This is a genomic window from Herbiconiux sp. A18JL235, from assembly GCF_040939305.1.
Taxonomy (GTDB): domain Bacteria; phylum Actinomycetota; class Actinomycetes; order Actinomycetales; family Microbacteriaceae; genus Herbiconiux.
This window is the reverse complement of record NZ_CP162511.1, coordinates 248,219-274,897: the sequence shown is the minus strand read 5'-3', so window position 1 is coordinate 274,897 and position 26,679 is coordinate 248,219. Positions and strand designations below refer to the sequence as shown.

Annotated in this window: 22 protein-coding genes; 7 read left to right on the top strand and 15 right to left on the bottom strand. The window is 68.2% G+C overall.

The features are described 5' to 3' along the window. Positions 1–9: 9 nt before the first annotated feature. The 5 genes from ABFY20_RS01350 to ABFY20_RS01330 all read right to left on the bottom strand — a co-directional run bounded on the left by ABFY20_RS01350 (position 10) and on the right by ABFY20_RS01330 (position 6,466). The gene (locus ABFY20_RS01350) at positions 10–2,337 is read right to left on the bottom strand and encodes a pyruvate dehydrogenase (protein ID WP_368499845.1); all 2,328 of its coding nucleotides are present in this window, start codon (positions 2,335–2,337) and stop codon (positions 10–12) included. A 54-nt stretch (positions 2,338–2,391) separates the two neighbouring features. Beyond that, positions 2,392–3,195 (bottom strand): SDR family NAD(P)-dependent oxidoreductase, encoded by an 804-nt coding sequence (locus ABFY20_RS01345; protein ID WP_368498152.1) that lies wholly within the window; start codon positions 3,193–3,195, stop codon positions 2,392–2,394. A gap of 61 nt (positions 3,196–3,256) precedes the next feature. Then, the gene (locus ABFY20_RS01340; RefSeq protein WP_368498151.1) at positions 3,257–4,558 is read right to left on the bottom strand and encodes an ABC transporter substrate-binding protein; all 1,302 of its coding nucleotides are present in this window, start codon (positions 4,556–4,558) and stop codon (positions 3,257–3,259) included. A gap of 47 nt (positions 4,559–4,605) precedes the next feature. After that, positions 4,606–5,502 carry a carbohydrate ABC transporter permease gene (locus tag ABFY20_RS01335; protein ID WP_368498150.1) on the bottom strand — a complete coding sequence of 299 codons (897 nt, stop codon included), beginning with the start codon at positions 5,500–5,502 and terminating at the stop codon, positions 4,606–4,608. Next, positions 5,492–6,466: a carbohydrate ABC transporter permease gene (locus ABFY20_RS01330; RefSeq protein WP_368498149.1), complete on the bottom strand. Its 975-nt coding sequence runs from the start codon at positions 6,464–6,466 to the stop codon at positions 5,492–5,494. Before ABFY20_RS01330 ends, ABFY20_RS01335 begins: the two co-directional genes overlap by 11 nt. 188 nt (positions 6,467–6,654) lie before the next feature. Here ABFY20_RS01330 and ABFY20_RS01325 point away from each other — a divergent pair, with 188 nt between their 5' ends. After that, positions 6,655–7,977: a mandelate racemase/muconate lactonizing enzyme family protein gene (locus ABFY20_RS01325; RefSeq protein ID WP_368498148.1), complete on the top strand. Its 1,323-nt coding sequence runs from the start codon at positions 6,655–6,657 to the stop codon at positions 7,975–7,977. A 28-nt stretch (positions 7,978–8,005) separates the two neighbouring features. Then, complete coding sequence (locus ABFY20_RS01320) at positions 8,006–8,785, top strand: creatininase family protein (RefSeq protein WP_368498147.1); 780 nt, start codon at positions 8,006–8,008, stop codon at positions 8,783–8,785. 14 nt (positions 8,786–8,799) lie between these two features. Here ABFY20_RS01320 and ABFY20_RS01315 read toward each other — a convergent pair whose 3' ends face one another. From ABFY20_RS01315 to ABFY20_RS01295, 5 genes are all read right to left on the bottom strand, one after another. After that, positions 8,800–10,167, bottom strand: a complete 1,368-nt coding sequence (locus ABFY20_RS01315) for a hypothetical protein (RefSeq protein WP_368498146.1) — start codon at positions 10,165–10,167, stop codon at positions 8,800–8,802. Next, positions 10,164–12,461, bottom strand: a complete 2,298-nt coding sequence (locus ABFY20_RS01310; RefSeq protein WP_368498145.1) for a glycoside hydrolase family 3 C-terminal domain-containing protein — start codon at positions 12,459–12,461, stop codon at positions 10,164–10,166. The genes ABFY20_RS01315 and ABFY20_RS01310 overlap by 4 nt, the downstream gene beginning before the upstream one ends. Before the next feature lie 94 nt (positions 12,462–12,555). Next, a complete protein-coding gene (locus ABFY20_RS01305; protein ID WP_368498144.1) occupies positions 12,556–13,374 on the bottom strand; it encodes an SDR family NAD(P)-dependent oxidoreductase in 819 nt (272 codons plus the stop codon). Positions 13,375–13,379: 5 nt separating this feature from the next. Next, positions 13,380–14,036, bottom strand: coding sequence for a GntR family transcriptional regulator (locus ABFY20_RS01300; RefSeq protein ID WP_368498143.1), 657 nt, complete (start codon positions 14,034–14,036; stop codon positions 13,380–13,382). Positions 14,037–14,073: 37 nt separating this feature from the next. After that, entirely contained in the window at positions 14,074–14,499 is a 426-nt protein-coding gene (locus ABFY20_RS01295; RefSeq protein WP_368498142.1) for a RidA family protein, read from the bottom strand. Between the two features lie 193 nt (positions 14,500–14,692). Between ABFY20_RS01295 and ABFY20_RS01290 the strand changes: the two genes are divergently transcribed. After that, a complete protein-coding gene (locus ABFY20_RS01290; RefSeq protein ID WP_368498141.1) occupies positions 14,693–16,063 on the top strand; it encodes a hypothetical protein in 1,371 nt (456 codons plus the stop codon). Positions 16,064–16,127: 64 nt separating this feature from the next. Here ABFY20_RS01290 and ABFY20_RS01285 read toward each other — a convergent pair whose 3' ends face one another. Beyond that, a complete protein-coding gene (locus ABFY20_RS01285; protein WP_368498140.1) occupies positions 16,128–16,949 on the bottom strand; it encodes a carbohydrate ABC transporter permease in 822 nt (273 codons plus the stop codon). Beyond that, on the bottom strand, positions 16,946–17,779 hold the full coding sequence (locus tag ABFY20_RS01280; protein WP_368498139.1) for a carbohydrate ABC transporter permease: 834 nt from the start codon (positions 17,777–17,779) through the stop codon (positions 16,946–16,948). Before ABFY20_RS01280 ends, ABFY20_RS01285 begins: the two co-directional genes overlap by 4 nt. A gap of 179 nt (positions 17,780–17,958) precedes the next feature. On the opposite strand from ABFY20_RS01280, the gene ABFY20_RS01275 reads away from it, so the two are divergent. Next, entirely contained in the window at positions 17,959–19,242 is a 1,284-nt protein-coding gene (locus ABFY20_RS01275; protein WP_368498138.1) for an ABC transporter substrate-binding protein, read from the top strand. A gap of 19 nt (positions 19,243–19,261) precedes the next feature. Here ABFY20_RS01275 and ABFY20_RS01270 read toward each other — a convergent pair whose 3' ends face one another. The 3 genes from ABFY20_RS01270 to ABFY20_RS01260 all read right to left on the bottom strand — a co-directional run bounded on the left by ABFY20_RS01270 (position 19,262) and on the right by ABFY20_RS01260 (position 23,020). Then, positions 19,262–19,990, bottom strand: a complete 729-nt coding sequence (locus ABFY20_RS01270; protein ID WP_368498137.1) for a VIT family protein — start codon at positions 19,988–19,990, stop codon at positions 19,262–19,264. Beyond that, the gene (locus ABFY20_RS01265; RefSeq protein ID WP_368499844.1) at positions 19,987–21,165 is read right to left on the bottom strand and encodes an NAD(P)-binding domain-containing protein; all 1,179 of its coding nucleotides are present in this window, start codon (positions 21,163–21,165) and stop codon (positions 19,987–19,989) included. Before ABFY20_RS01265 ends, ABFY20_RS01270 begins: the two co-directional genes overlap by 4 nt. 163 nt (positions 21,166–21,328) lie before the next feature. After that, on the bottom strand, positions 21,329–23,020 hold the full coding sequence (locus ABFY20_RS01260; RefSeq protein WP_368498136.1) for an AMP-binding protein: 1,692 nt from the start codon (positions 23,018–23,020) through the stop codon (positions 21,329–21,331). An 89-nt stretch (positions 23,021–23,109) separates the two neighbouring features. Here ABFY20_RS01260 and ABFY20_RS01255 point away from each other — a divergent pair, with 89 nt between their 5' ends. From ABFY20_RS01255 to ABFY20_RS01245, 3 genes are read left to right on the top strand one after another with little or no spacing between them, the layout of a single operon-like run. Continuing rightward, positions 23,110–23,790, top strand: a complete 681-nt coding sequence (locus ABFY20_RS01255) for a TetR/AcrR family transcriptional regulator (RefSeq protein WP_368498135.1) — start codon at positions 23,110–23,112, stop codon at positions 23,788–23,790. After that, positions 23,787–24,662, top strand: coding sequence for a hypothetical protein (locus ABFY20_RS01250; protein ID WP_368498134.1), 876 nt, complete (start codon positions 23,787–23,789; stop codon positions 24,660–24,662). Before ABFY20_RS01255 ends, ABFY20_RS01250 begins: the two co-directional genes overlap by 4 nt. Next, the gene (locus tag ABFY20_RS01245) at positions 24,659–26,638 is read left to right on the top strand and encodes a YhgE/Pip family protein (protein ID WP_368498133.1); all 1,980 of its coding nucleotides are present in this window, start codon (positions 24,659–24,661) and stop codon (positions 26,636–26,638) included. The genes ABFY20_RS01250 and ABFY20_RS01245 overlap by 4 nt, the downstream gene beginning before the upstream one ends. Positions 26,639–26,679: the final 41 nt, after the last annotated feature.

The window sequence follows — 26,679 nt, the reverse complement described above, 5'->3', positions numbered from 1 at the left end:
CGGGAGATCTCACCCGATGAGGTCGAGCGCCGCTCTGATCATGCTCTCGGCGTCGATGCCGTGGTAGCGGTACACGTCGGCGAGGTCCCCTGCTTGCCCGAAGCGGCTCACCCCGAGGTGGCGGGCCGGAACGGCGTTCACTCCCGCCAAGAACGAGAGCGCATGGGGATGCCCGTCGAGCACCGTGACCATCGGCGCCGCCCGGTCGCCCGGCAGCACCTGGTCGAGGATCCAGCTCTCACCGTCGCCGGTTCCTCCACGTGCCTGCACGGCCTCGAAGAGCAGTCCAGGGCTCGTGACGCACACCACGTCGACGTCGTGGCCGAGCGCCACGAGACGGTCGGCGGCGGTGAGCGCATCCGGAACCATCGCGCCCATCGCGACGAGGGTCGCCGCCGGATGCGCTCGAGCAGTACGCAGGCGGTAGCCGCCCGCGACCACCTGGCGGCGACGACGCTCCCGGGCAGCCGGGTCGGCCGGCATCCCCGCGAGCGACTGCTCCACCGGCTTGGTCGACAGACGCAAGTAGGCGGAGTGGCCCCCCGGCCGCGCCATCTGCCCCATCGCCGCGAGCAGGGTCCATTCGACCTCGAGGGCGAAGGCCGGCTCGTAGCTGACGCAACCGGGCTGCTCGATGCCGATCGACGGGGTCTTGATCGACTGGTGGGCTCCGCCCTCGGCTGCGAGTGAGACCCCGGAGGGTGTGCCGATGAGGATCGACTGCCCACCTGCATACATGCCGTACGACCACGGTTCGAGAGCGCGTTCGACGAACGGGTCGTAGAGCACGCCGATCGGGAACAGCGGTTGCCCCCAACGCTCCCAGGTGGCGCCGAGCTCGCCCAGCAGACTCACCAGGTTCACCTCGGCGATACCGAGCTCGATGTGCTGTCCGCTCGACCTCTCCCGCCAGTGCATGATGGTCTCGGGATCGTCGTCGAACCAGTTGCGGCGATCGTCGCGGGTGGACCAGACCCCGACTTTGTTCAGCCACCCGGCGAGGTTGGTGCTGGAGCTCACGTCAGGGCTGGCTGTCACGACGCGCCGAGCCACCTCCGGTGCCGCACGCGTGAGGTCGAGCAGCACGCGCCCGAGCGCCGCTTGGGTGGTGCCGACGGTGGTGGGCGTGCGGCCGAAGTCGGTGGGTACGGCAGGCACGGCTGTCGCGACGACGGGTTCCCGCCGCAGACGCGCAGCCGTCGCCGCACACAGGCGACCCTCTGCCGATCCGGCATCGAAGCGCACCCAGGGCGTCGAGACATCGGTTCCACAGCGCGCGGCGAGTTCGGCGTACTGCTCGTGCGTCAGCAAGGAGGAATGGTTCTGGGGGTGCCCTTCCACGGGGAGACCGTGACCCTTGATGGTGTAGGCGATGATCGCCGTCGGCCGGGTGTCGTCGATCGCAGCGAAGGCTCGGCGAAGCGCAGCGATGTCGTGACCTCCCAGGTTGCGGACGGTGGCGAGCAGCTCATCGTCGCCGAGCTCGTCGAGCAGCGCGCCGATGTCGGGCGCATCGTCAGTGCCGCCGGGCAGCCGGAGCCGCAGCTCGGAGGCGGGGCAGCGCAGCAGCCGCTGGTACTCCGGATTGGGCATGTCGAGGATACGGCGGCGCAACGCCGCGCCCCCGGGGCGGGTGAAGAGCTCCTCGAGCCGTCGACCGAAGGGCACGGTGAGCACCTGCCAGCCGGCGGCCTCGAACATGCGCTGCAGCTTCTCGCTGGCGATGTTGGGCACGACGCGGTCGAGTGACTGCCGGTTGAGGTCGACGATCCAGACGACTTCACCGAGGTCGGCGACCTGCGGGTCGAGCAGGGCCTCCCACACCGCACCCTCGTCGAGCTCGGCGTCGCCCACCAGGGAGTACTGACGACCCGATGTGGTGGAGCCGGACAGGGTCGCCGAGTAGCGGCGGGAGATCGCACCCCAGATGGGTGCGGTCGCGCCGATGCCGACCGATCCGGTGGAGTAGTCGACGGTGTCGGGATCCTTGGCGCGGCTCGGGTAGCTTTGAATGCCGCCGAACTCGCGAAGAGTGGTCATCTGCCGGTCGTCGAGTTCTCCGAGCAGGAAACCGATGGAATGCAGCATCGGCGAGGCATGGGGTTTCACCGACACCCGGTCGTCGGGGCGGAGCTGCTCGAACCAGAGCTCGGTCATGATGGTCGCCATCGAAGCGCTGGAGGCCTGGTGCCCGCCCACCTTGACGCCCGAGACGTTCGGTCGCACGCGATTGGCATGATGGATCATCGAGGTCGAGAGCCAGAGCAGGCGCTGCTCGATGCGGGCCAGGGCCGCGTCGTCAGAGGTGTCGACAGGGGAAATGGGGGCATCGGTGATGAGCACGGTGATTCCTGAGATGAGCGAGAGCGGAGAGGATGGGTGGCACGTCGTCTAGACGTCGCCGGTGAAGGCGCGGTCGTAGAGCAGAAGCCCCAGGCCGGCATCGACGGTGATGGTCTGCCCGGCCACAGCCCACGCCTGGTCGGAGACGAGGAAGGCGGCGACCTCGCCGATGTCGACGGGCAGAACGGCCCGATCGATGACCTGGCGGGTACGAGTGTGTTCGCGCACCCAACCGACGGGATCGTCACCGACCCCGTAGTCGTGCGCCTTCGCCTCGTCGAGCACCGCCCCCGGTGCGAGACCGTTGCATCGGATGCGATACCGGCCGAGCTCGACGGCGAAACCCCGGGTGAGGCCTTCGACAGCGGCCTTGGCGCCGGCGTAGAGCGCGAACCCGTTCTGGGTGCGGGCTGCATGGATCGAGGAGATGTTGAGGATGCTGCCTCCGCCACCGAGGGCGATGCGGTGCTGGGCGAAGCTCCGGCTCATCAGCCACAGCCCCTTCACGTCGACCGCGTAGAGCCGGTCGAACACCTCTTCCGACGCCAAGTGCGCGGCGGTGCCGAAGTTGACGCCCGCGTTGTTGACGAGTGCGTCGATCGAACCGGACCGCTCCACGGCTGTCGCCACGATGCGCGCCGCATCAGTGGCGGTCGAGATGTCGCCCTCGACGGCGAAGGCACCGTCGTATCGGCTGGCCGCCTGACGTGCGGCGTCGGCATCGACGTCGTTCACGACGAGGCGTGCGCCCGCGCGGTCGAGCGCGTCGCAGATTCCCGACCCGACGGCTCCGCCGCCGGCACCGGTGACGAGCACCGTGCGACCCGACAGGTGGGGGGTGATCTCGGGCATCCGTCTCTCCTTCCCGGGTTCTGCGGGCGTGGAGCCTCGGCCCCACGCCCGCAGACCGTGGCTACTGGTTGGCCCAGAAGTTCTTCGACGCCTCGGCGATCTGCGTGATGAACTCCTCGGCGCTCAGCTCACCGAGCACCAGCTTCTGCGTGAACGGATCTCCCACGTCTTGCGCCCAGGTCGGGTAGGCGGCGGCCGCGCCGTCCTCGTAGGCGATCTTCACGACGTCGCTGTCGTTCAGTGCCTTCTGCACGCTGGCAAGGTTATCGGCCACCGAGGCATCCGACCGCACCGGAACTGCGATCTGACCGATCTCGTCCTGATACTTCTTCTGCGCGAAGAACTCGATGAACTTCTTGGCGTTCTCGACATTGGGAGCCTTCTCGAGTACACCGAAACCGATGGAGTCGAGGGTCATCGCACGCGCATCGCCTTCGGCGAGCGCCGGGAACGGGAACGAGGAGTACTCGAAGCCTTCTGCCGCGTAAGGGGCGACCTCGGAGGGGATCCAGGAGCCCACGAGGAGGAAGTCGGATTCGTCGTTCGCCCACTTCTGCTGGATGGCAGGGAACTTGCTCTCCGTGTAGCCGTCGGCGAAGGCGCCCGAGTCGACCAGCTCTTGCACCTTCTTGGCGGCCTCGAGATACACGGGGTCGTCGATGAAGCTCTGGCCCGTCTCGTCTCCCGCCGCTTCGAGGTACGCGCCCTTGCCCCCCGCGCTCACGGCGAAGTTGATGAAGTAGTACGCTGCGTACCCGCCGATCGTGCCGTCGAGGGCGAGGGCGCCCTTGCCCTGCTCCGCCAGGATCGCATCGAACTCGTCCCACGTGGTCGGAGGGCTCTCCACCAAATCGGGGAAGCGCGCCGCATTGAACCAGAAGTCGGAGTCGGAGAGCACTTCGTACGGGAGGCAGAATGTTCTGCCGTCTTCTTGACCGGTCGCCACCACCGCCTCGCTCATCGACTCCCCGACCGTCATCTCCTCGCCGGGGATCGTCGCCTCGAGCACCGATGAGAGATCGGCGGCGTTGCCGGTGGCGTCGAGGTTGGCCTGCACCGAGGGGCACGCCATGTCGACGATGTCGACATCGGGGTTCGACGACGACAGCAGCGGCGCAAGTGTCGCAGGGAGATCACGACCCTTCCATTGGATGTTCACGGTCACGCCGGTCGACTCCTCGAAATCCGCCGCTGCCTCTTTGAGGATCTCGGCCGTGGGCTCGCCTTCCGTCCAGTAGCTTTCGTAGTTCAGCACCTTGCTCTCGGCGGCGCCCCCGCCGTCGTTCGTGGCGCATCCTGAGAGCACGAGTGCTCCGGCGCCCAGGGTCGCGATGACGCCCAAGGTACGGGTCTTCCGAATCATCGGCATTCCTTTCATGTGATTGGTGGTGCGGTGGGTCGGGTGGCCGGTCACTTGCCGTAGCCGGCGGCGATGCCTTCGACGATCTTGGAACCGGCCCAGATGTAGACGACGAGCAGGGGTAGGAGCACGAGCACGATGCCCGCGAAGAGCACGTCCCAACGCGCGCCGGTGTACTGCATGGTCTTCACGAACTGCAGCAGTGAGACCGAGATCGTGGTCTCCTGCCGGAGGAACACGATGGCGAAGAAGGTCTCTCCCCAGAACGAGATGGCGTTCAGGATGAAGACGGTGACGAGCCCCGAGCGGGTGAGCGGCAACATGATGGTCCAGAAGGTGCGCCCGGGTTTGAGACCGTCGAGCGCTGCAGCCTCCTCCAGTTCCTTGGGGAGGGAGCGGAAGAATCCGGTGAGCAGGAACACCGTGAACGGGATGGCAAGACCGGTGTAGATGACGAACAGCCCGAACACCGAGTCGGTGAGGCCGATGCGGTCGAAGGCCACGTAGAGGGGGATGAACACCGCCTGAGCCGGGACACCGAGGCCGAGCACCAGGACCACGGTGAGCATCCCCGCGCTCGGGCGACGGAATCGCGAGAGCGCATAGGCCGCCGGCGCGGAGAGGAGGATCGTGGCGAGGCTGCAGCCGAGCACGAGCACGACCGAGTTGAAGATGCCTGCGCCGAGATTGGCCGAATTCCAGGCGTCGACGTAGTTCTGCACCTGCGGCGACGCCGGGAGCCCCCACGGGTCGAAGAGCAGTTCGCGCGTCGTCTTGAAGGAGCCGAGGAACACCCAGAGCAGCACCGCGACATCGAAGATCGCGAGCGACCAGGCGAAGGGGATGAGCACGACTCGGATACCGGTGCGCCGACCGCGCCGGCGGCGGCGACCCACCGGCTCGGGCCGCTGTTCGGCGAGGGGAAGGAGGGTGGTCTCAATACTCAATGTCGTCTCCTCGCATGATGCGGCGGACCAGGATGGTGAGCACCAGCGCGAGCAGCAGCATGATGACGCCGCACGCCGCGGAAGCGCCGAAGTTGGCGACGCCCCCGGCGGGGAACGCTGCGGCGTAGGAGTACACCGCCAGGTTCCAGATGCCGGTGTCGGGAAGGGTTCCCGACGTCGACGAGAAGGTGAGCAGGAACTCGAAGGTCTTGAGCGAGGTGATGCACCACAGCACGGCGGTGACGCTCACGACGTCCCACATGAGCGGGAGGGTGACGTAGCGGAAGCGCTGAAGAGCTGAGGCCCCGGCGAGATCGGCCACCTCGTAGTACTCCGGCGGAATGCGATCGGCCGCGGACAGCAAGATGATCGTGTACATGCCTACACTCAGCCAGGTCATGCCGAGGAGGATCGTCGGGAAGATGAGGCTGCTGCCGAGCCAGGGCGGCGGGTCGACGACCCCGATGATGCGCAGGAACCCGTTGATGAGGCCATCGGGGTTGAACAGGAACCCCCACAGGATCGAGATGACGATGCCGGGGATGAGCGTCGGGAAGAAGATGATCGACCGGATCGCCTTGCGCCCCAGGGCGTTCTGAAGAACCAGCGTGAGCCCGAAGCTGATGGCGTACACCAGAACGCCCACGCCGACGACGATCCAGAACGTGTTTCCCACTGCGACGAGGAACTTGGGGTCGCGGAACATGCGTGCGTAGTTGTCGAAGCCGACGAAGGTCATGGCCCCACTGCCCGACCAGCTGGTGAAGCTGCTGGCGATGGTGAACAGGGTCGGCAGCACGAGGATCAGCACGAACACGATGACCGCGGGGAAGACGAACACACGGTAGCTGCGGCGACGGGAGGCATCGAACGCCGATTCAGGGTTCTTCACGAGCGAGGCGTCGCCTCGCTGTGGAGCCGCCGTCGCGGTCTCGGCTCGGTCTGCCAGGGCGGATTCGGGCATCCGACACCTCCTTCGGTCTTTCGCAGCTCGTGGGGCCGGGTCGGTGGGGTCGAGCACTGCGGTGTGCGGCATCAGCTGTCGGCGCCGTTGTCGCTAGCGTCGATCGCAGTCCGTGATGTGTCGTCAGCGTATTGTAATCTGTCAACAGATACAACATTTGGCTTCGACACCGTGTCCGAGAGGCGAACATGACCCATCTCCCCCACCGCCCGTCGCCGCCCTCCTCAGCGCGTCTGCGCGGCGCGTTGCCGCGCATCCGCGAGGTGGAGCGCATCGTGTTGCGGGTCCCGTTCAGGTCGAGCGTGGCGCGGTGGAACTCCGTGCTCATCTCCGACTGGCAGCAGGTCGAGCTCATCCGCATCACCACCGACGACCCCGATGTCATGGGCATCGGCGAGACCATCGTCGAGTACTCCTGGGCACGTGTCACCGATGCTGCGGTCGAGCGGGTGCGCCAGGGCGACCCGATGGAACTCCTCGCCGATGACAACTTGGGTGCCGGCCTCCAGATGGCACTGCTCGATCTCGTCGGCAAGGCCCTCGGCGTGCCTGCGAACCGCCTTCTCGCGCGCCAGCGTGTTCGGGAGTGGTGCCCGATCGCTTGGTGGAACACCGATGTGCCCCCCGCGCTCCTGGCGGAGGAGGCGGCATCCGCGGTGGCTGCCGGCTATCTCAGCCAGAAGTTCAAGGCACGGCCGTGGTTCGACGTGCACGATCAGGTCGCCTCGGTCTCCGCGGCGACGCCGGAGGGGTTCCTCGTCGACGTGGACTGGAACTCCTTCCTCCTCTCCCCCGCCCAGGCCGTGCCCGTCATCAGGTCGCTCGAACAGAGCGGCCGCCTCGGCATCGTCGAGAGCCCCATCGCGCGCACCGATGTCATGGGGCATCGGGAGGTGCGTCAGAAGATCGCGACCCCTCTGGCCGAGCACTTCGACCCCGTTCTCTTCCCGCTCTGGATGCGCGACGACGCACTCGACGGATTCGTCGTGGCCGGGGTGGGCGTGACCGAGAGTCTTCGCCAAGCCACTCTCGCCGCAGCCTTCAACAAGAGCTGCTGGCTGCAGATGGTGGGAACGGGACTCACCACCGCCCTCGCGGCGCACCTCGGCTCCGTGCTGACGCACGCCCGCTGGCCCGCCGTCACCGCGATGAACACCTTCGCTCACGACCTGCTACGCGAACCGCTCCAGATCGCGGGCGGCTTCCTGCGTGTTCCCGAGGCGCCGGGTCTCGGCGTCGAGCTCGACGAGCAGCTCGTCGAGAGTCTGCGTGTCGATGACGGTGCCGATCCCCTCCACCCGCGGCGGCGGCTGCTGACCTTCCGGCTCGCCGACGGCCGACGCGTGCACACCACGTCGATGCAGCAGCTCTGGGCCTTCTGCGAGAACGACGGCACGCTTCCGGTGCAGGAACGGGGCGCCACGCTGGAGCTCCGCGACGACGACGGGGGCCTCGACTTCGCGCAGCTCTACGAGCGCGCTCACGTGCATCCGGTCTGGGATGCACGGTGACCCGCCCGAACACGACAGGAGACCGGACATGACGACAACACGCCACCTCGCTCAGCACACCACCACGGAGGCCGGCGAGCTGTTCGCCCAGGCGCGACTCGCTCTCCTCCCGGTCGGGGCGATCGAGCAGCACGGACCTCACCTCGAACTCCGCACCGACATCTCCATCGCCACGGCCATGGCCGAGCGCATCGCCGCGGGGCTCGGCGAGCCAGCGATCGTGTGCCCCCCGATGCCATACGGCATCTCAGAGCACCACCTCCGCTTCGCCGGAACCCTCACCCTCCGGCCCGCGACGTTCCAGGCCGTCGTCGTCGACATCGTCGAGTCGCTCGCTGCCCATGGCGTCGATCGGATCCTCGTCGTCAACGGGCATGGCGGGAATGTCGACGCGGTGCGGCTCGCGGCCCGCGCGGTGAGGCGTGACGTCGACATCATGGTGGCGCACATGATGTGGGCCACCGTGATCGGAGACATCATCGCCGAGGAGATGGAGGGCCGAGGGGCCCACAACCATGCCTGCGAGATCGAGACCTCGCTCGCGCTCGCCCTCTGCCCGCAGATCGTCCGCTACGACCGCCCGGGGCCCGCGGTCTACCCCGGGCTCGAACCGCTCGTCGCGCCGCCGACGGCACGCTTCGACGTGCCGCTGCGGTTCGACGAGCTCTCCTCCGACGGCGCTCTGGGAGATCCTTCACGGGCAGACCTCGAACTGGGGAGCCGCCTTGCCGATGCCGCGGTCGAGCGTGGCATCGCCTTCGCCCGGGCATTTCTTCTCGAGGGTTTCCCTCAGACGCAGAAGCTCTGACACCCTGACGGATTTCAGAGGGAACGGTGGAGCTGCTCGAGCAGCTCCACCGTTGCCTCCACGAGCGACTCACCGGCCTCGGGTGCCACGAAGCAGGCACTCTCAATCTCGTAGCCGCCCTCTGCATAGGCCTCGCGCGTGGGGACGTAATAGACGCTCCCGTTGGTGTACCCCGCATAGAACAGGTTGACGAACGGGCTCCGGGCCCTGATGCGGACGGCGAGCGCGGTAAAGACCTCTCCTGGGGCCGTGACGATCGCTGTATCGCGGTCGAGGGCGACGGCGGTGAGCTCCTCGACGAACGACTCGGATGCTCCCCCACGAGCCCCGTCGCGTCCCGCTCGGGCGTTCTGCAGGCGCACCTGCGCCCAGCGGAGGTATTTCGGGTCGTCGGGAGCGTCGGCTTCGATGAGCGCGAGCTCGCGCTCGAGCGCCATCACCCTGGCGTCGGCCTCTTCGACGGTGGCAGGCCGGAGGCGGGGCAATACGACCGAACGGCTGAGCGCATGGTTCACGGGCGCCATGGGCTGCAAGGCGGACGCTCCACGCCAGGCGTCGACGACCGCTTCTCCCAACCGGGTGCCGAGGATCTCGGGATTCGCCGCGTCGTGGCCGAAGAGCAATGAGTTGACATCGCCGGCCGCTCCCTGGACGAACAGCGCGACGGCGCCGGTCTCCGCCTCGACGAGATCGCGAGCGACCCCTGGGAAGTCGGGATGCCACTGTCGCCACAGGTCGCCGAGTGACACCGCGTGGCACGCTGCGTTCATGACCACCGCAAGCGGAGCGACCGGATGGCACCGATCGACGCGGAGCACGTCGACGCGCGGATCGTAGTCGCCGTCGGGATTGGGCTCCATGTGAACCGTTCCGTACGCATCGCGTCGCCGGCGGTTCACACCGATCGCGGCCTCGGCCCTCGCGTAGGAGACGGTCGCGGGCTCCAGGGCGTCGACGGCTGCGACCACGAGGTCGGCGAGGGCACCGACCAAGACGTCGAGGTAGTCCGCCGAGCGGGCGTCGCGCGCGACTCCGAGCAGGTCATGCCCCTCCGTCACCGGGCCGGTGTGGGTGTGGGAGCAGCTCAGCAAGAGGTCGACCTCCAGGTCGGGCTGGGCGCGTAGCGATTCCCGCACCCGCTCGAGAGTCGTCGACGACAGGCAGAGAAGATCGCAGCAGACGATCACCGTGGCAGAGCTCTCCGATCTCGCCTGCGGCTCGGCCCCCACCTCGCGCCCTGCGGAGAGCGCTAGCGCCGTGGCGGTCAGAGGTGCACCGATACCGGTAGCAGGACCGCGCCCCAGGTACCCGTCCATCGCCAGGCCGAGGTCGGGGGTGATGTCGGCACGGGCGACCCCGGCCTTCCAGCCGTTCGTCGTCACGAGACAGACCCGCACTCGGAGGTCGAGAAGGTGACGATCTCGCCGCTGAGTTCCGCAGACACGCGCAAGGACACCACCGTCTCCGCGCTCGACCAGCACGCCATCACGATGAACTCACCCGGCTCGACGACCCAGCTCCCGTCGGGCTGCAGAGTCGCGAAAGCCCGTTCATCGAGTCCGACCGTCAGCAGGCGCGACTCGCCGGGCGCGAGAAGCACCGATGCGAATCCCGCCAGTTCGCGACTGAGCGGCACGCTCGATGAGACCAGGTCGCGCACGTAGATCTGGGGCACGGCATGACCTGCACGCGAGCCGGTGTTGGTCACGGTGAACGATACCGCGAGGAAGGCGTCATCCCCCACGGCCGCAAGGGTGAGCCCCTCGAGCGAGAACTCGGTGTACGCCAGACCTTCGCCGAAGACGTAGAGGGGCGTGTAGGGCATGTCCACGTACCGCTGAGCGAGCTCCGACTGGAAGGTCTTCGCGGCGTCGTGGTTGTAGTGCACCGGCAGCTGGCCCGCGTGACGGGGCACCGACAGCGACATGCGCCCCATCGGTTCGTGGCTGCCGAACAGGATGTCGGCGACGGCCCGGCCGCCCGCCTCCCCGGGCAACCAAGCCTCGACGATGGCCGCAGCGGTCTCGTCGATGCGTGGGATCGACAGCGGCCGCCCGTTCACGAGCACGACGACGACGGGCGTTCCGGTCTCGTGCACGGCGAGCACGAGTTCCTCCTGCACACCGCTCAGATCCAGGTCGGCGACATCCGCCCCCTCTCCGACGGTGGGCCACATGGCGGGGTCGTCTGGGAACGGCCCGCCGATCTGCTCACCCACGACGACGACGGCGACGTCGGCCTCACGCGCGGCGGCGACGGCCTCGGCGAAGCCGCTCCGGTCGTCGCCGGTGATGGCGCACCCACGCGCGTACACCACCTCTGCCCCGGGGGCCGCCTGAGATCGGATGCCCTCGAGCACCGACACCAGCTGCCGGTCGATCGGCAACCCCTGCCACGCCATCGTGTAGTCGCCGAGCTGGTTGAGGGCGTTGTCGGCGTTCGGCCCGATGACGGCGATGCGGAGCCCGTCGCGGTCGAGCGGGAGCACGCCGTCGCGGTTGCGCAGCAGCACGATCGACTCACGCGCCGCGCGCAGAGCGAGGTCGGCGTGCGCCTCGCAGCCCAGCACCGCCCGTGCCCGCTCGGGGTCGACCGTCGCGTTCTCGAACAACCCGAGTCGCTCCTTCACTGAGAGCACCCTCGAGACGGCGCGATCGATGAGCGTCTCGTCGATCGCACCCTCCAGCACCAGACGCTTCAGCGGCGAGAGGTACGCCTCTTCGTACGTGATGTTGACGTCGACGCCTGCCGTGATCGCCAGCCGGCCCGCCTCCTTCTGGTCGGCGGCGACACCCTCGTAGACGAGGGTCTTGAAGCCGTACCCCTCACTCAGCACGATCCCCTCGAAGGCGAGTTCCTCTCGCAGCAGATCGGTGAGCAGCGCGGTCGAACCATGTGTGGGCATCCCATCGATGGCAGCGTAGGTCGCCATGACCGACAGCGCCTTGCCTTCGCGTAGACCGCGCTCCCACGGAGGCAGGAACACCGAGCGCAGCTGACGTTCGGAGATGTGCATGGCCCCACGCTCGAGGCCAGACTCCGGTTGGCTCTGCCCGGGGAAGTGACAGAGCACCACCCCTGCGGATTCCGGATCGCTGAGGTCGTCCCCCTGCGCCCCGGCGACGATCGCCGCCGCGTAGACGGAGGCCAGGTAGGGGTCTTCCGTATATCCCTCGCACGAACGACCGAGTCGAGGGTCGCGCGTCGGTTCAATGACCAGCGTGCACAACACATGCACCCCGACGGACCGTGCCTCCCGGGCCACGGCCGCGTAGACCTCGCGCACCAGCGCGGGGTTCCAGCTGCTGCCGAGCGCAGGTCCCTCGGGGAAGATCGTGGCTCCGGGTGCCGAGAATCCATGGGTTCCTTCGGCGATCTGCAGTACCGGCACACCGAGCCGGGTGCGCGCCGCGACAGCCTGGAGCTCGTTGAAGAACCGTGCCTGGGTCTCAGCGGTCGCGCCTGCGAGGTTGGAAAGCTGGAAGAAGCCGCCCCCGGGGCCTAGATCGGGATGGAACTCACCCCGCGCGAATGCCTCGATCTCGTCAGCGTCAGCGGGCGGCAGCGGGGCACCGGGCTCAGCGCCCACCTCGATCGACAGGGGCATGTTGAGTTGCCCGAGCTTCTCGTCGAGCGACATGCTCTCGAGCAACTGCTCGATCCGTCGCGAATGCATGCGTCTCCTTCGATGGTCGGCCGGCTAGTCCGGCGGAGTCGTCACCAGCTCGGCGGAGCGAGGCGAATTCTGTCAACAGTAGCAATGTTCTGCGTCAGAAGGTGTTCGCACTCCTGGCCAGTAGACCGCCATCACAGACGAGATGAGTGCCGGTGACGTAGGAGGAATCGTCGCTGAAAAGCCACCCGACAGCCTTGGCGATCTCCTCCGGTCGCCCCATCCGCCCCAACGGGATCTGCTCACGCGCGTCAGCAGCCATCCTCTTCCTGGCGGCGTCGACCTGGGCTTCGTCCACCTCCGCCACGAGGATGGGGGTATCGACGGCACCGGGCACCACCGCATTCACACGAATGCCACACCCGGCGTAGTCGACGGCGAGCGACCTCACGAGCGCTCCCAGACCGCCCTTCGAAGCGGCGTAGGCGGCATTTCCGCCGGCTACGAAGCCCTGGAACGCCGCAGGGGACGAGGTGCAGACGATGGAGCCACCTCCCGTCACCAGCATCGCCGACACCGCGGCTCGGCAGACGTAGAAGCACCCGTCGAGATTGATCTCCAGCACACGCCGCCATGTCTCCCGGTCCATCCGGTGAGCCGGGGCGTTGCGCTCGATGCCGGCGTTCGAGAAGACTGCGGTGATCGGGCCGGCAGCGGCCACCTCACCGAACACCTCGACCACGCGCTCCTCGTCGGAGACATCGCACAGCCAGATCCTCACATCGGAGGCGCCTGCCGCTCGAGCTTCCGCCTCAACGGCGACGAGGCCCTCCCGGTCGATGTCGAGCAGCGCGAGCCTGCCCCCGACGCCCGCCCGGTCGAGCGCGACCGCACGACCGATTCCGGACGCGGCACCGGTCACCACCGTCCAGTCGGCGTCCGCCGCGGTGGGAGCCGACTCGGACGGAGCCGTCACCGCACTCAGGCCGGCACCTCGCCTTGGTGATGGCTCGGGAAGGTCATCACGTGCTCACGCACGCGCTCGACCACCAGCTGGTCGTCGCCCGCCTTCAGAGCATCGAGCAAGAGCACGTGCTCGTCGACCACATCATCGAGGCGCTGTGTCTTCTGCTCTTTGCGGAAGTGGGCACGGATTCGAGGCTGCAGCGACCGCCAGATCTGCGCGCACTGCTCTTGGCCGGCCCGGTCGATGACGAAACGGTGGAACTCGACGTCGAGGTCGCCGAGCGCTTCGGCGTCGCCGGCCGCGGCGACGCCCTCCATCTCCGCGACCAGGGAGTCGAGGGTCTCGAAGTCCGAGGCGGTGAGATGGGTGAGTGCGCGCCGGAACGCGTATTCCTCGATGACCAGGCGGATGGGGACCAGCACCTCGAGCACCTCCTCGCGAGTGATCTCGACGACTCGCACACTCCGGTGCGCCTGACTGCGTACGAGCCCCTCCTGTTCGAGGTCGCGGAGGGCCTCGCGAATGGGGCCGCGGCTGGTCTCGAGCTGGCGGGCGAGTTCGGGCTCGGTGAGCTTCGCGCCGGGTGGCAGCGAGCCGTCGAGGATGCTCTCCCTGATGCTTGCCGCAACCCGGCCTCGCAGGGATTCGTTGCTCACCGGCTTCAGCGCCATGGTCTCTCCCACCTACGTCGTTATTTCTGTCGACAGATTACAACACGGTAGACGTTTCCTCGACTGCGGCGGCTTCCGTCGTCGCGGCGACAGGCAGCGCAGCGACGACATCTATTTCCACCAGGATGCCGGCGAGCTGCGAGCCCACCGTGGTGCGAACAGGTCGCGGATGCGAGAAGAACGTGCCGAAGACCTTGTCGTATTCGACGAAGTCGGCAAGATCGGCGAGATGGACCGTGACCTTCACGGCGTCATCGAGCACGCACCCGCACTCCCGGAGAATCGCGGAGATGTTCTCAAGTGTCGCGCGAGTCTGCGCCGCGATCCCCGCGGGCACGGCACCGGTCGCTGGATCGTGCGGCCCGAGGCCCGCCGTGAAGACGAAGCCGTTCGCGACCACCGCTTGACTGTAAGCCCCCGCAGGGGCGGGCGCAGCGTCGGTGGACAGTGAGGTTTTGGACATGGAAGCACTCCAGATAACTGTTGACAGTAATACGAATGTAGCTCATAGTGGCCGGGACGGGCTCACCCGTGATGCCGGCGAGACCGGACGGAGCGTGCATCCCGCAATGACATTTCTCGTCGAACAAGGAGGTACGACTGTGCTACAAGAAGATCATCAGCAGGGGGCGCTGCGGCGTCGCGCTGCGGAACCGGTGAACCGACGATTCGCCCTCGGCGCTCTCGCCGCGGCGGCCGGCGGCGGCGCGATGGCCCTGACCGGCGCTCGCCCGGCATCGGCGCTGTCGAGCTCAGTGACCGCGAACATGAAGCTGCTCAAAGAAGACCCGCTCACGGCCGCCGGGGTGAACGGAGATCTCGACGCCATCGACTCGGAGTTCGCCGGCCGCGCTGTCACGCCCGACTTCTTCAAGAACCCCTCCGACCCCGACGACACCGCCGCGGTGCAAGCGGCGTTCGACTCGGGCAAGACGGTCATCTTCACCCGGGACTACCACGTGAAATCGGTGAGCATGAACGTCGACTACTGGCCGGCGACACCCACCCACTACCAGCAGATCGACTTCAACGGCTACTGGCTCATCGGAATCAGCACCGCGAGCGACTCAGCCGCCATGAAGGACTGCGTTCTCGAGATCTCGGGCAAGAAGCTGCGGCTCTACAACGTCAAGGTGAAGTCGGACTTCAACGTGAACTACCGCTGCGGAGTGCACTGGCTCTCACGAACGGCCCAGCGTTCGGCCGAGTGGAACACTGTCTACGGCCTCGAGATCCAGGCGTTCCTGGTGGGAATGGTCTACGGCTCGCATCTCGGCGAGACCGTCATCGACTGTCCGCAGAGCGAGAACACCATCTACGACGCGAACTTCCTCTGTGTTCAGAACTGCCTGGTCTACAACCAGACCAACGGAATCCTCACGATCATCGGCGGCAACCTCGACTGCGGCGAGTACGAGTGGGCCCAGGTGCCGAACAACCCCTACCGCTGGGCTGACGCCTACTGCTTCTACGTCACCGACGCCGGATGCCTCCTTCGCATCTACGACTGCGAGCTGCTGAAGACCGGTTCGGGCGAAGGGGTGGGGTTCAAGGGGTCCGACTTCGAGATCAGCAACTGCGTGATCGAGGTCGGCGGTACCTGGGGGCGACTCGAGGGCAAGGCGTCCGTGTCGTACATCACCGGCGGCTACAGCGGAGACGTCTCGAAGAACATGTTCGAGATCGCGCCGGGCGCGACCGGCCGGTTGCTTCTCACCGAGATCAACGCTCATCGGCTCGACGGGGTGATCGACGTCGCCGGATCGTACATCGTGAACGGCCTCGACCAGGCCACCGGCTACCGCGTCATCGTCGACAAGAGCGACCTGGAGGATTGGGCGGCAGAGAAGGTCGCGTCATCCCGGCGGGGCAACGTCATCGTGCAGAACACCTGGTTCCATGGCAAGAAGTCGAACGGCGCTGCCTACGACGTCACCGTCAACGACGTGCCGTTCTACTCTCCCGACGGGACTCACTACAACCTCATCATCCACAACGGTGGAGGCTTGCAGATCGTCGTCGCCTGATCTCACCACGCAGGCGGAGGGCCGGCTCCCCGAGGGAGTCGGCCCTCCGCCTCGCCAGGCCCGGCTACTTCAGCCCGCCACTCACCATCACCGAGTCGAGGATGCGTCGCCGGCCGAGCAGGAAGAGCACCACGACGGGCAGGGTCGCGAGCACCGACATCGCGAGCATCACGACATTGTTGTTGAAGTACTGACCCTTGAAAGAGTTCATCGCGAGGGGGATGGTCATGTTCTCGGGCGACTGGATGACGACCAGCGGCCAGAGGAAGTTGTTCCAGCTGCCGACGAACGTGAGCAACGCCATCGAGATCAGCACCGGCCATGCGAGGGGGAACACGATTCGCCAATAGGTCGTCCATTCGCCGGCGCCGTCGACGCGGGCGCTCTCGAGCAGTTCGTCAGGAAGGCCCTGCATGTACTGCCGCATGAAGAAGACCGTCGATGAGGCGATGAGACCGGGGAGGATGAGACCCGCGAGCGAGTCGACCAGACCGAACGAGCGGGCGATGATGAACACCGGCACCATGATCGCCGGGAACGGGATGAGCATGGTCGAGACGATGGTCCAGAACAGCAGATCACGCCCGAGGAAGCGGTGCTTGGCCAGCACGTAGCCCGCCATCTGGGCGACCACCACGCCCACCGAGGAGATGATCAGCGCAACCACGAGGCTGTTCAGGATCGCTCGCCCCGAATTGCCCACTGACACGGCATCGGCATAGTTCTGCGGCGAGGGTTCGGGAGGGAACCAGCTGTACGGGGTGGCCGCGAGCGAAGAGTTCGTCTGGAACGAGCCCGACAGCGCCCAGAGCAGGGGCACGCAGGTGAGTACGGCCATGCCGCAGAGGAACAGGATGCCGATGAACGGCGGAAGGTGTCTCTTCATCGCGTTACTCGCTCTCGTCTCACTCGCTCTCGGGTCGCGCGCACGATCACGATCGTGAGAGCCACCGCTGCGATCAGCAGCACGACCGCCATCGCGGAACTCTTGCCGACCGCTCCGTACATGAACGACTGGTTGTAGATCAACAACGGGAGGGTCAGAGTGGCGTCGGCGGGGCCACCCTGCGTCATGATGAACGGCATCCCGAAGTCGGTGAGCACGGCGGCGACCGAGGTGACCAGAGCGAAGATGAGGGTCGGCCGCAACAGCGGCAGCTCGATGGAGAAGAAGCGGCGCACGGCGCCGGCGCCGTCGATGGTGGCCGCCTCGGTGATCTCGGGCGGGATCTGCTGGTAGCCCGCAGCGAAGATGATCGTGTAGTACCCCACCATCGACCAGATCGTCGCCGCCGACACCACGATCAGTGCGGTACGCGCGTCGCTCAGCCACGCATGGTCGCCACCCGCGATCTGATTGACCAGCCCGTACTGCTGGAAGAGCAGCACGAAGACGATGCCGATCGCGACGCCCGGCAGAACGAACGGGATGAAGAAGACCGTCATGAAGACCGAATTGAGGCGCGTGCGCGCGGTGAGCAGGCGGCCCATGATCACGGCGAGGATGAGGCAAGGGCCGACCACCTGGAGCGTGTACGCGGCTGTCGTCCAGAGCGAGCCGAGGAACTGCTTGTCCGCCGCGAGGCCGACGTAGTTCTCGACACCGACGAAGTCGACCCGGCCGGCGAGTGACGATTCGGTGAAGCTGAGGACGACTCCGTAGACCGTGGGAGCGAGCATCCAGACTGCGAAGTACACCACGGTCGGGATGAGCATGACGGCGAGGAAGCTCCGTCTTCTCGGTGTGCGCGATGTCGAGCGGTGCATCTGTGGAGTCTGCTCTTGTGGAATTTTTTTGTCAACAGTTTTCAGTTGTCTGTTGACAGAAGGACGGGTGCTGCCGATGCTAGGGCGAGATGAGAGTCATCGCACACACCGAGCCCGAAGGGACCCCCATGGAGAGCAAGCGCGTCATCGCCGCCGCCGCCGTCGCCGCACTGGGCATCACAGGATTCACGGCCTGCGCACCGTCGACGGAACAGGGCGGTGGTCAGAGCATCCGCTTCATGAATCTGTTCGCCGGCGAGGAGCAGCGCACGATCATCGACGATCTCATCGTCGAGTTCGAGCAGCAGAACCCCGGCATCACGGTCGAGAACGTACCTGTGCCCGGCGGTCAGATGGACGGCACGTTCCGAACCCAGCTGGCCGGAGGGAATCCGCCCGACGTGTTCCAAGCAGGCCGGGCCATCGCCTTGCAACTGAACTCCGACGGAGCCATCACCCCGGTCGACGTGGAGGCGATGGGATACACCTCGCAGGATGACGTGGTCGACGCCTACATCCCGAACGCCATCGAGCCCTACCGCGCTGCCGACGGAAGCTACTTCGGCGTACCGGAGTCGTTCGCCAACTATCTGGCCTGGGTCGACACTCAGGCGTTCAGCGACGCGGGCCTCGATGTGCCCACGACCTGGGATGAGGTGTGCGAGGCCGGACCGAAGCTGCTGAAGAAAGACGCAAACGGCCAGATCACGCACGTCGAGCTCACGCTGCCTCTCGCTAGCGACGTGCAGTACACCTTCGTCGACGGTTTCGTGCGGGGGTTCGGCGGCGATCTGTTCTCCGGCGATGATCTCGATCAGCCGAACCTCACGAGCGACGAGGTGGTCGAGGCCTACTCGACTCTGCAGCGGCTGGTGTACGACTGCCAGGCCGCGGTGCCCACGCTCAACACCTCCGACTCCGGCGACGATCGGGGTGCGTTCGTCAACGGGCAGGCTGCCATGATGCTCACCGGCGGCACCTGGATGACCGGCGCTCTCAAAGAGCCACTCGTCTCCCCCAGAGTGCAGGCCTTCCCCTGGCCGGCTGGCCCCGCGGGCAGCGTCTCACCCGGGTACGGCTACGGGTTCGTCGTGCCGACAGCGTCGAAGAACCAAGATGCAGCCTGGAAATTCGTGAGGTTCCTGAGCGACGCGGGGGTCGACTACATGGAGCTCGGGCAGTTCAACGGGCGCCTCGATGTCGCCGAGTCCCCCGAAGCCGCAGCACGGGTCGTCGACTGGAACGAGACCTGGTTGCCCTCACTCGACTCCGCGGTGATGGCGGCCCCGTACGACTCCACCGAGATCGCCGACATCCTCTCCACGGCCATGTCGAAGATCCTGCTGGAGAAAGCCGACGTGCGGAGCACGCTCGACGACGCCCAGTCCGCTGTCGAGTCGGCCCTCGACTGAAGTCGGGCGAGGGATCCGCTCACACCACGCCCGAGGCGCCGAGGAGCGCGCCGATGCCGTAGGTGGCGGCGAGCGCCAGGGCGCCGCCGATGACGACGCGCAGGGTGGCGCGGCGGCGCGAGCTGCCGCCGATCTGGGCGGAGACGGCGCCCGTGATCGCGAGGGCGAGCAGCACTGCCACGAAGGTCACCGGCACCCGCAGCTCGGGCGGCGGCAGCAGGATGGCGAGCATCGGCAGGATGGCCCCGATCGTGAACGCCGCCGCCGACGCCGCCGCCGCGTGCCAGGGGCTCACCACGTCGTCCTGGTCGATGTTGAGCTCGGCGGCGAGGTGGGCGCGCAGCGCATCCTTCTCGGTGAGCTCGATGGCGACCTGGCGTGCGGTCTGGTCGCTGAGACCCTGGGCGCGGTAGAGCTCGGTGAGCTCGTCGAGCTCCTGCTCGGGCATGTCGAGGAGCTCCTGCTTCTCCTTGGCGATGAGCGCGCGCTCGCTGTCACTCTGGCTGCTCACGGACACGTACTCGCCGAGCGCCATCGAGATCGCGCCGCCGACCAGCCCGGCGACGCCCGCCGTGAGGATGGGCCCCGTCGCGGTGGTCGCACCCGCCACACCCACCACGATCGCGGCGACCGACACGATGCCGTCGTTCGCCCCGAGAACGCCGGCCCGCAGCCAGTTGAGGCGCTGCGCCACGCCGCCCCGGTGCGGTTCGTCGGGGTGCGCGGCCGTCGCTTCGTCATTCGTCATGGCTTCACCCTAGGAGAGGTCTCGGGTTGCGGGGATGCCCCGACGCGGACGCCCGCGAGGTCGCGCACGATCGCCGCCACGGCCTGGCGCCCCGCGCGGTTCGCACCGACCGTCGACTGGGAGGGGCCGAATCCGATGAGGTGGATGCGCGCATCCGCCACCGTCTCGGTTCCGGTCATCGCGATGCCGCCGAGCTCGTTGCGCAGCCCGAGCCCGTCGAGGTGCGCGAGTGCGGCCCGGAAGCCCGTCGCCCACACGATCGTGTCGACCGAGGTGAAGCTGCCGTCGGCCTCGCGCACCCCGTACGGCTCGATGCGGGTGAACATCGGGCGACGCACGAGCACGCCGCGGTCGCGGGCGGCGCGGGTGTAGGGAGTCCAGCCGAGCCCGGTGTACGACACGACGCTGCTCGCCGGCCTGCCCGCCTCGACATCGGCGGTGACGCGGGCGATCGTGTCGCGCCCGGTCGTCTCGGGTTCGAATTCGCCGTCGAGGAAGACGGGCTCGCGCCGGGTGTACCAGGCAGTCGTCGCCACCCGCGAGATCTCCTCGAGCTGCTGCACCGCCGAGATGCCGCCGCCCACGACCGCCACCCGGTGCCCGCGGAACTGCTCGAGGTCGACGTAGTCGGCGGTGTGCAGCTGGCGCCCGAGGAAGGTGCCGCTACCGGGGTAGAGCGGATGCACGGGGTTCGTCCACGTTCCCGTCGCGTTCACGACATGGGCCGCCCGCCACTCGCCCGCCGAGCTCTCGACGACGAGGTCGCCGCGCGGGTCGGCGTCGGCGCGGCGCACGGCGGTCACCGTCACAGGGCGGAGGATCGGGAACCCGTTCAGCCGCTCGTACTCGGCGAAGTAGCGGGGCACGGCGGTGCGGCTGGGCTCCGCCGGGTCGATCGGGGGCTTGGCGAGCCCGGGCAGGTCGAAGATGCCGTTCACGGTCGCCATCGTGAGCGACTCCCAGCGGTGCTGCCAGGCGCCACCCGGCGCGGCGTTCGCATCGAGCACCACGAAGGTGCGTTCCGGGGCGGCGTCGGCGCTCGCGGGCAGGCTCGTGCGGGCATTCGAGCCCGGCGCAGGCTCGAGAGCGCTCGTGAATCCGCGCCGCTGCAGGTGGTACGCCGCCGAGAGCCCCGCCTGCCCCGCCCCGATCACCACGACGGTCGCCCGCCGCATCCCGTCACTCACACCACTCCCAACCACCCGACCTCCGCGCCTGTTCCCGCCCGCCATCGAATGGGCGCAAAGCGCCGCCTCACGCCGCGCGACGGGGCACTTCGTGCCCGCTCGCAGGGCAGTGGCGCCGCGCCGACGCGGCACGCCAGCCGTGGCGCCGGCCTCAGAGGCGGTCGGCGCGCCACTCGGTGGGGAGGTCTTCGCCACGGGCGAAGGCGGCCTCCTCGCGGTCGCGGAGCTCGACTCGGCGGATCTTGCCCGAGATGGTCTTCGGCAGCTCGAAGAACTCCAGACGGCGCACCCGCTCGTAGGCGGAGAGCTCGGCCCGCGCGTGCGCGAAGATCGCCCGAGCGGTGTCGGCCGAGGCTTCCCACCCGGAGGCGAGGGCGACGTAGGCCTTCACGATGCTGTGGCGGGTCGCATCCGGAGCCGGAACCACCGCAGACTCGGCCACCGCGGGGTGCCGCAACAGCACGCTCTCGACCTCGAACGGGGAGATCTTGTAGTCCGACGACTTGAAGATGTCGTCGGTGCGGCCGATGAAGGTGATGGTGCCGTCGTCGGCGAGCTCCGCGACGTCTCCGGTGTGGAAGAAGCCGTCGGCGCGCGCGGTGGCCGTGCGCTCGGGGTCGTTGTGGTATCCCGCCATGAGGTTCACCGGGTCGGCACCGAGGTCGAGGCAGATCTCGCCCGTCGAGGCGCGTTCACCCGACACGGGGTCGACGATCGCGATCGCCACCCCCGGCAGCGGCCGGCCCATCGCACCGGGGACGATGGATGCGCCCGGCGGGTTCGCGATGAGCGCCGTCGTCTCGGTCTGGCCGTAACCGTCACGGATGGTGAGCCCCCAGGCCTCCTCGACCGCCGAGATGACGCCCGGGTTGAGCGGCTCCCCCGCCGAGAGCACCTCGCGGAGCCCCCGCGGCTTCGCCCCCAGCTCGGACTGGATGAGCATGCGCCACACGGTCGGCGGGGCGCAGAACGTGCTCACCCCGGCCTCGTCGAGCTTCGCGCGCAGGGCTGCGGGGTCGAAGCGCGCGTAGTTGTAGACGAACACCGTCGCCTCGGCGTTGAAGGGGGCGAAGAAGCAGCTCCAGGCGTGCTTCGCCCAGCCCGGGGAGCTGATGGCGAGGTGCACGTCTCCGGGGCGCACGCCGATCCAGAACAGGGTGGCGAGGTGCCCGACAGGATAGGAGGTGTGCGTGTGCACGACCATCTTCGGCTTCGAGGTGGTGCCCGAGGTGAAGTAGATCAGGCACGGGTCGGTCGAGGAGACGGTGACGGTGGGGGCGATACCGAGCCCCTCGAGCGAGTCGTCGTAGGAGAGCCACCCGTCGGCACTGCCGCCCACCACGATGCGCCCGACGTCAGTCGCGGGGCCACCCGGCAGCTCGTCGAACTTCCCCACCCCGCTCACGTCGGCGATCACGTGCGCGACCTCCCCACGCTCGAGCCGATCGGCGAGATCGGCGGGCGACAGCAGCGTGGTCGTCGGGAGGATGACGGCGCCCAGCTTCATCACCGCCAGCATCGACTCCCACAGCTCCACCCGGTTACCGAGCATGAGCATCACGTGGTCGCCCTGCTCGACGCCCACGCTCGAGAGCCACGCGGCCACCTCGTCGGAGCGCCAGCGCAGCCGGTCGTAGCTGACCTTCGTCTCCGACCCGTCCTCCTCGACGATCCAGAGGGCGAGGTTCTCGTTCCCCACGGCCACGGCGTCGAACCAGTCGATCGCCCAGTTGAAGGCGGGGCCCACATCGGGCCAATCGAACTGCTGTGCGGCGGTGACGACGTCGCTGCGGTGACGGATGAGGGTGTCGCGGGCGACCCTGAAGCTCTCGGTCGGGTTCATCCTCCCAGTCTGCTCCACGACGCAGGTAGAGCTCGTGATCTGCATGGTACTAACTTGCACAATGATGTGCAAGTTAGTACCATCGTCCCGTGCCCACCCCTCTGCCCAAGACCACGCGCGCTCCGCGCCGCGACGCCGCCGAGAACCGCGAGGCCATCATCACTGCGGCCGCCACCGTCTTCCGGCGCGACCCCGAGTCGTCGCTCGACGCCGTCGCCGCCGAGGCGGGCCTCAGCCGGCGCGCGCTCTACGGCCACTTCGCCTCGCGCGACCAGTTGCTCGCCGAGCTCCTCACGCGCGGCGCCGCCCGCATCTCGGCAGCCCTCGCCGGCGTGCACGACGACGACCCGCGCATCCATCTCGCCCTCGTCGGCGCGGCCCTCTGGCAGGAGGTGCAGCAGATGCGCGTGCTCGCCCAGCTCGCCGTTCACGGCCCCCTCGAGCGCACCGTCGCCGAGGCCCTGCTACCCGTGCGCAGCTCCGTGCGCGACGCGGTGCGACGCGGTGTCGACGACGGATGCTTCCGCCCCGACATCCCCGTCGAGAGCATCGCCCGCCTGGTCGAGGAGGCCGCCATCGCCGTGCTCGACGAGGCGGTGCGCTCCGACCTCGACGAGGAGTCAGGGCGTCGGCTCGTGATGTCGGTGGGTCTGTCGGTGGCCGGCCTCTCCTGGCGGGAGACGGATGCGCTGCTCGACTCGCTCGACCTCCCTGCCGCTTCACGAACCACGACCTCCACTCCGACGACCCCCGAGGCGCACACCGCATGAGAATCGAAGCCATCGCCGTGAGCAAGGGCTCCCACGGCGCCCCCCTTCCCGAGACCAGCTTCGTGGTCGACAGCGGCGAGGTCACGATCGTCGAGGCCGAGACCGGCGACCGCCCGGTCGTGCTCGCGCTCATCGCCTCGGGGCGCATGGTTCCCGACTCGGGCGGCATCACGCTCGACGGCTCGGCCGACCCCGCGCTCCTCCGCGAACGCGTCGCGCTCGTCGACGCCCCCGAGATCAGCGAGCCGCCCGCCGACATCAAGCTCTCGACCGCCCTGCGCGAGGAACTCTCCTACTCCGGCCGCTCGACCGGACGCTCGAGCATCCTGCAGACCATCACGGATGCGCTTCACACCAACCACGAACAGGGCCTCACCCCTGAGACCCGCTCGGCCGCCGAACTCGCCTCCCTGCCGATGCGTGATGTACCCCCGGCACTCCGCATCCGCCTCCTGGCCGAGCTCGCCCTCTCCCGCCCCGGCGTCGACGCCCTCGTGCTCTCCTCCCCCGACCGCCACGGCGGCCTCCCCACCGACTGGCACACCATCGCCCTCGACCTCGCCTCCCGCCACCACCCCCTCCTCATCATCTGCGGCGCCCCCTCCGCCGCCCTCCTCCCCACCCACGCGGTAGCGGCGGCGCAGCCCGCCACCCCCCTCCCCCTCCCCACCCCTTCGGCGGCGGCCCAGCTACCGGACGTGCCCCTCACGCCAGCGCCAGCTGCGGGTGAAGGGGATGAGGGCTCCGGTGTGGCGGGCGTCTACGGGCAGAGCCCTCATCCCCTTCACCCGCAGCCACCCCGGGCAACCCCTGCAACCCGAGCCACCCCCACAACCACCGAGCGACCCAACCCCCAGGACCCCGACGCATGAAACTCCTCCACCTCGTCGCCACCGAACTCCGCCGCCTCACCGCGACCGGCATGGCCCGCCTGGCCCTCGTCGCCCTCATGCTCGTCCCGGTGCTCTACGCCGGCCTCTACCTCTGGGCCAACAACGACCCCTATGGCAACCTCAAAGACGTCCCCGTTGCCCTGGTCGTCGAAGACACCGGGTCCACTCTCGACGGCAAGGCCGTGAACTACGGCGACGACGTGAAGGAGCAGTTGCTCGACGACGCGTCGGTGGGCTGGAAGGTCACGAGCGGCACCGAGGCGGCGAAGGGTGTGCGCGACGGCGAGTTCGACTTCATCCTGACCCTCGGCCCCGACTTCTCGAAGGCGCTCACCTCGGCGGCCGGCGACACCCCCGAGCAGGCGGTGGTGGAGCTCACCACGAACGACACGAACAGCTTCCTCGCCACCACCATCGCCGGTCAGGTGGCCGAGAAGGTGCGGGCGAGCATCACCGAGCGGGTGGGCAAGGAGGCGGCCCTGTCGCTGCTGAACGGGTTCGCCACGGTGCGCAGCAACCTCACCGAGGCCGTCGACGGCGCCACGAAGCTCGCCGACGGCACCACGAGCGCTGCCGACGGCGCGAAGACCCTCGCCGACGGCACCGCCACCGCGTCGGCGGGTGCGCTTTCGCTCGCACAGGGTGCGGGCACCGCGAACGTCGGCGCCCAGCAGCTCGACTCCGGCCTCCAGCAGCTGCGCACCGGGTCGGCCGATCTGCCCGCCCAGGCGAACCAGCTGAACGACGGCGCCCAGCAGATCGCCGCGGGCAACGCCCAGCTCTCGGCGACGGCGAACGAGGTGGCAGGCACGGTTCAGGATGCTGTGAACCAGGTTCCCGCCGCCCGCGCCGACATCGTCGCCATCCTGGATGCGTCGAGCCTCACGCCCGAACAGAAGGCGGCGGTGCTCGCCCAGCTCGACCGGGTCGGCACCGCGATCGACGACGGCAACGCCAAGGTGCAGCAGGCGAACGCGCAGATCGGCGCCCTCGCCGCCGGCAGCGCTCAACTCGCCGCGGGCACACAGCAGCTCGCCGACAGCGCCCCGGCGCTCACGAACGGCATCGCCCAGGCGGCCGACGGGTCGTCGCAGTTGAGCGGCGGGCTGCAGCAGGTGGCCCAGGGCTCACTCGATCTGAGCAACGGCATGCAGCAGCTGGTCGACGGCAGCAGCGCCCTGAGCACCGGGTTGAACACGGTGAACAGCGGCGCCGGCACCCTCCGCGACGGCCTCGCCAGCGGTCTCGACGACGTGCCGAACCAGACCCCCGACCAGCGTGAGACCGCTGCGCAGACCATCTCCGACCCGGTCGCCCTCGACACCAGCGCGGTCACCAAGGCGAGCAACTACGGCGCCGGCATGGCCCCGTTCTTCATCAGCCTCGCCGCCTGGATCGGCATCTACGCCCTCTTCCTCATCGTCAAGCCGCTCTCGCGGCGGGCGGTGACGGCGATGAAGCGGCCGTTCCTGGTCGCCACCGCGGGGTGGGCGACGCCGGCGGTTCTCGGGGCGATCCAGATGGCGGCCGTGTTCGGCATCATCACCGTCGCCCTGGGGTACCAGGTCGAGCATCCGTGGGGCATGTTCGGCTTCATGGCGCTCACCTCGGCCACGTTCGCGACGATCATCCTGGCGCTCAACATCCTGCTGGGCAGCGTCGGGCAGTTCCTCGGGCTGGTGCTCATGGTGCTGCAGCTCGTGACCGCCGGCGGCACCTTCCCGTGGCAGACCCTGCCCGGGCCCTTGCAGGTGCTGCACCAGGTGCTGCCGATGAGTCACGCGGTCGACGGCATCCGTCAGCTCATGTACGGCGGCAACCTGTCGCTGGCAGGGGCGGATGCGGGAGCCCTGTTCTTCTGGCTGGTCGGGGCGCTGCTGGTGTCCTACCTGGGCACGCGGCGACTCACCCGTCACCGCACGCTGCGCGACCTGCGCCCGTCGCTGATCGGCTGAGACCGGATCGGATGCGCGGGCGGGGCACCGCCGACACGGCG

Bases quoted from the DNA above. Each gene is read 5' to 3' on its own strand.
- ABFY20_RS01275 (WP_368498138.1), top strand. From the start codon at position 17,959: ATGGAGAGCAAGCGCGTCATCGCCGCCGCCGCCGTCGCCGCACTGGGC.
- ABFY20_RS01260 (WP_368498136.1), bottom strand. From the start codon at position 23,020: ATGAACCCGACCGAGAGCTTCAGGGTCGCCCGCGACACCCTCATCCGT.
- ABFY20_RS01320 (WP_368498147.1), top strand. From the start codon at position 8,006: ATGACGACAACACGCCACCTCGCTCAGCACACCACCACGGAGGCCGGC.
- ABFY20_RS01265 (WP_368499844.1), bottom strand. From the start codon at position 21,165: ATGCGGCGGGCGACCGTCGTGGTGATCGGGGCGGGGCAGGCGGGGCTC.
- ABFY20_RS01330 (WP_368498149.1), bottom strand. From the start codon at position 6,466: ATGCCCGAATCCGCCCTGGCAGACCGAGCCGAGACCGCGACGGCGGCT.
- ABFY20_RS01280 (WP_368498139.1), bottom strand. From the start codon at position 17,779: ATGCTCATCCCGACCGTGGTGTACTTCGCAGTCTGGATGCTCGCTCCC.
- ABFY20_RS01245 (WP_368498133.1), top strand. From the start codon at position 24,659: ATGAAACTCCTCCACCTCGTCGCCACCGAACTCCGCCGCCTCACCGCG.
- ABFY20_RS01250 (WP_368498134.1), top strand. From the start codon at position 23,787: ATGAGAATCGAAGCCATCGCCGTGAGCAAGGGCTCCCACGGCGCCCCC.
- ABFY20_RS01285 (WP_368498140.1), bottom strand. From the start codon at position 16,949: ATGAAGAGACACCTTCCGCCGTTCATCGGCATCCTGTTCCTCTGCGGC.
- ABFY20_RS01295 (WP_368498142.1), bottom strand. From the start codon at position 14,499: ATGTCCAAAACCTCACTGTCCACCGACGCTGCGCCCGCCCCTGCGGGG.
- ABFY20_RS01325 (WP_368498148.1), top strand. From the start codon at position 6,655: ATGACCCATCTCCCCCACCGCCCGTCGCCGCCCTCCTCAGCGCGTCTG.
- ABFY20_RS01345 (WP_368498152.1), bottom strand. From the start codon at position 3,195: ATGCCCGAGATCACCCCCCACCTGTCGGGTCGCACGGTGCTCGTCACC.
- ABFY20_RS01270 (WP_368498137.1), bottom strand. From the start codon at position 19,990: ATGACGAATGACGAAGCGACGGCCGCGCACCCCGACGAACCGCACCGG.
- ABFY20_RS01310 (WP_368498145.1), bottom strand. From the start codon at position 12,461: ATGCATTCGCGACGGATCGAGCAGTTGCTCGAGAGCATGTCGCTCGAC.
- ABFY20_RS01300 (WP_368498143.1), bottom strand. From the start codon at position 14,036: ATGGCGCTGAAGCCGGTGAGCAACGAATCCCTGCGAGGCCGGGTTGCG.
- ABFY20_RS01340 (WP_368498151.1), bottom strand. From the start codon at position 4,558: ATGATTCGGAAGACCCGTACCTTGGGCGTCATCGCGACCCTGGGCGCC.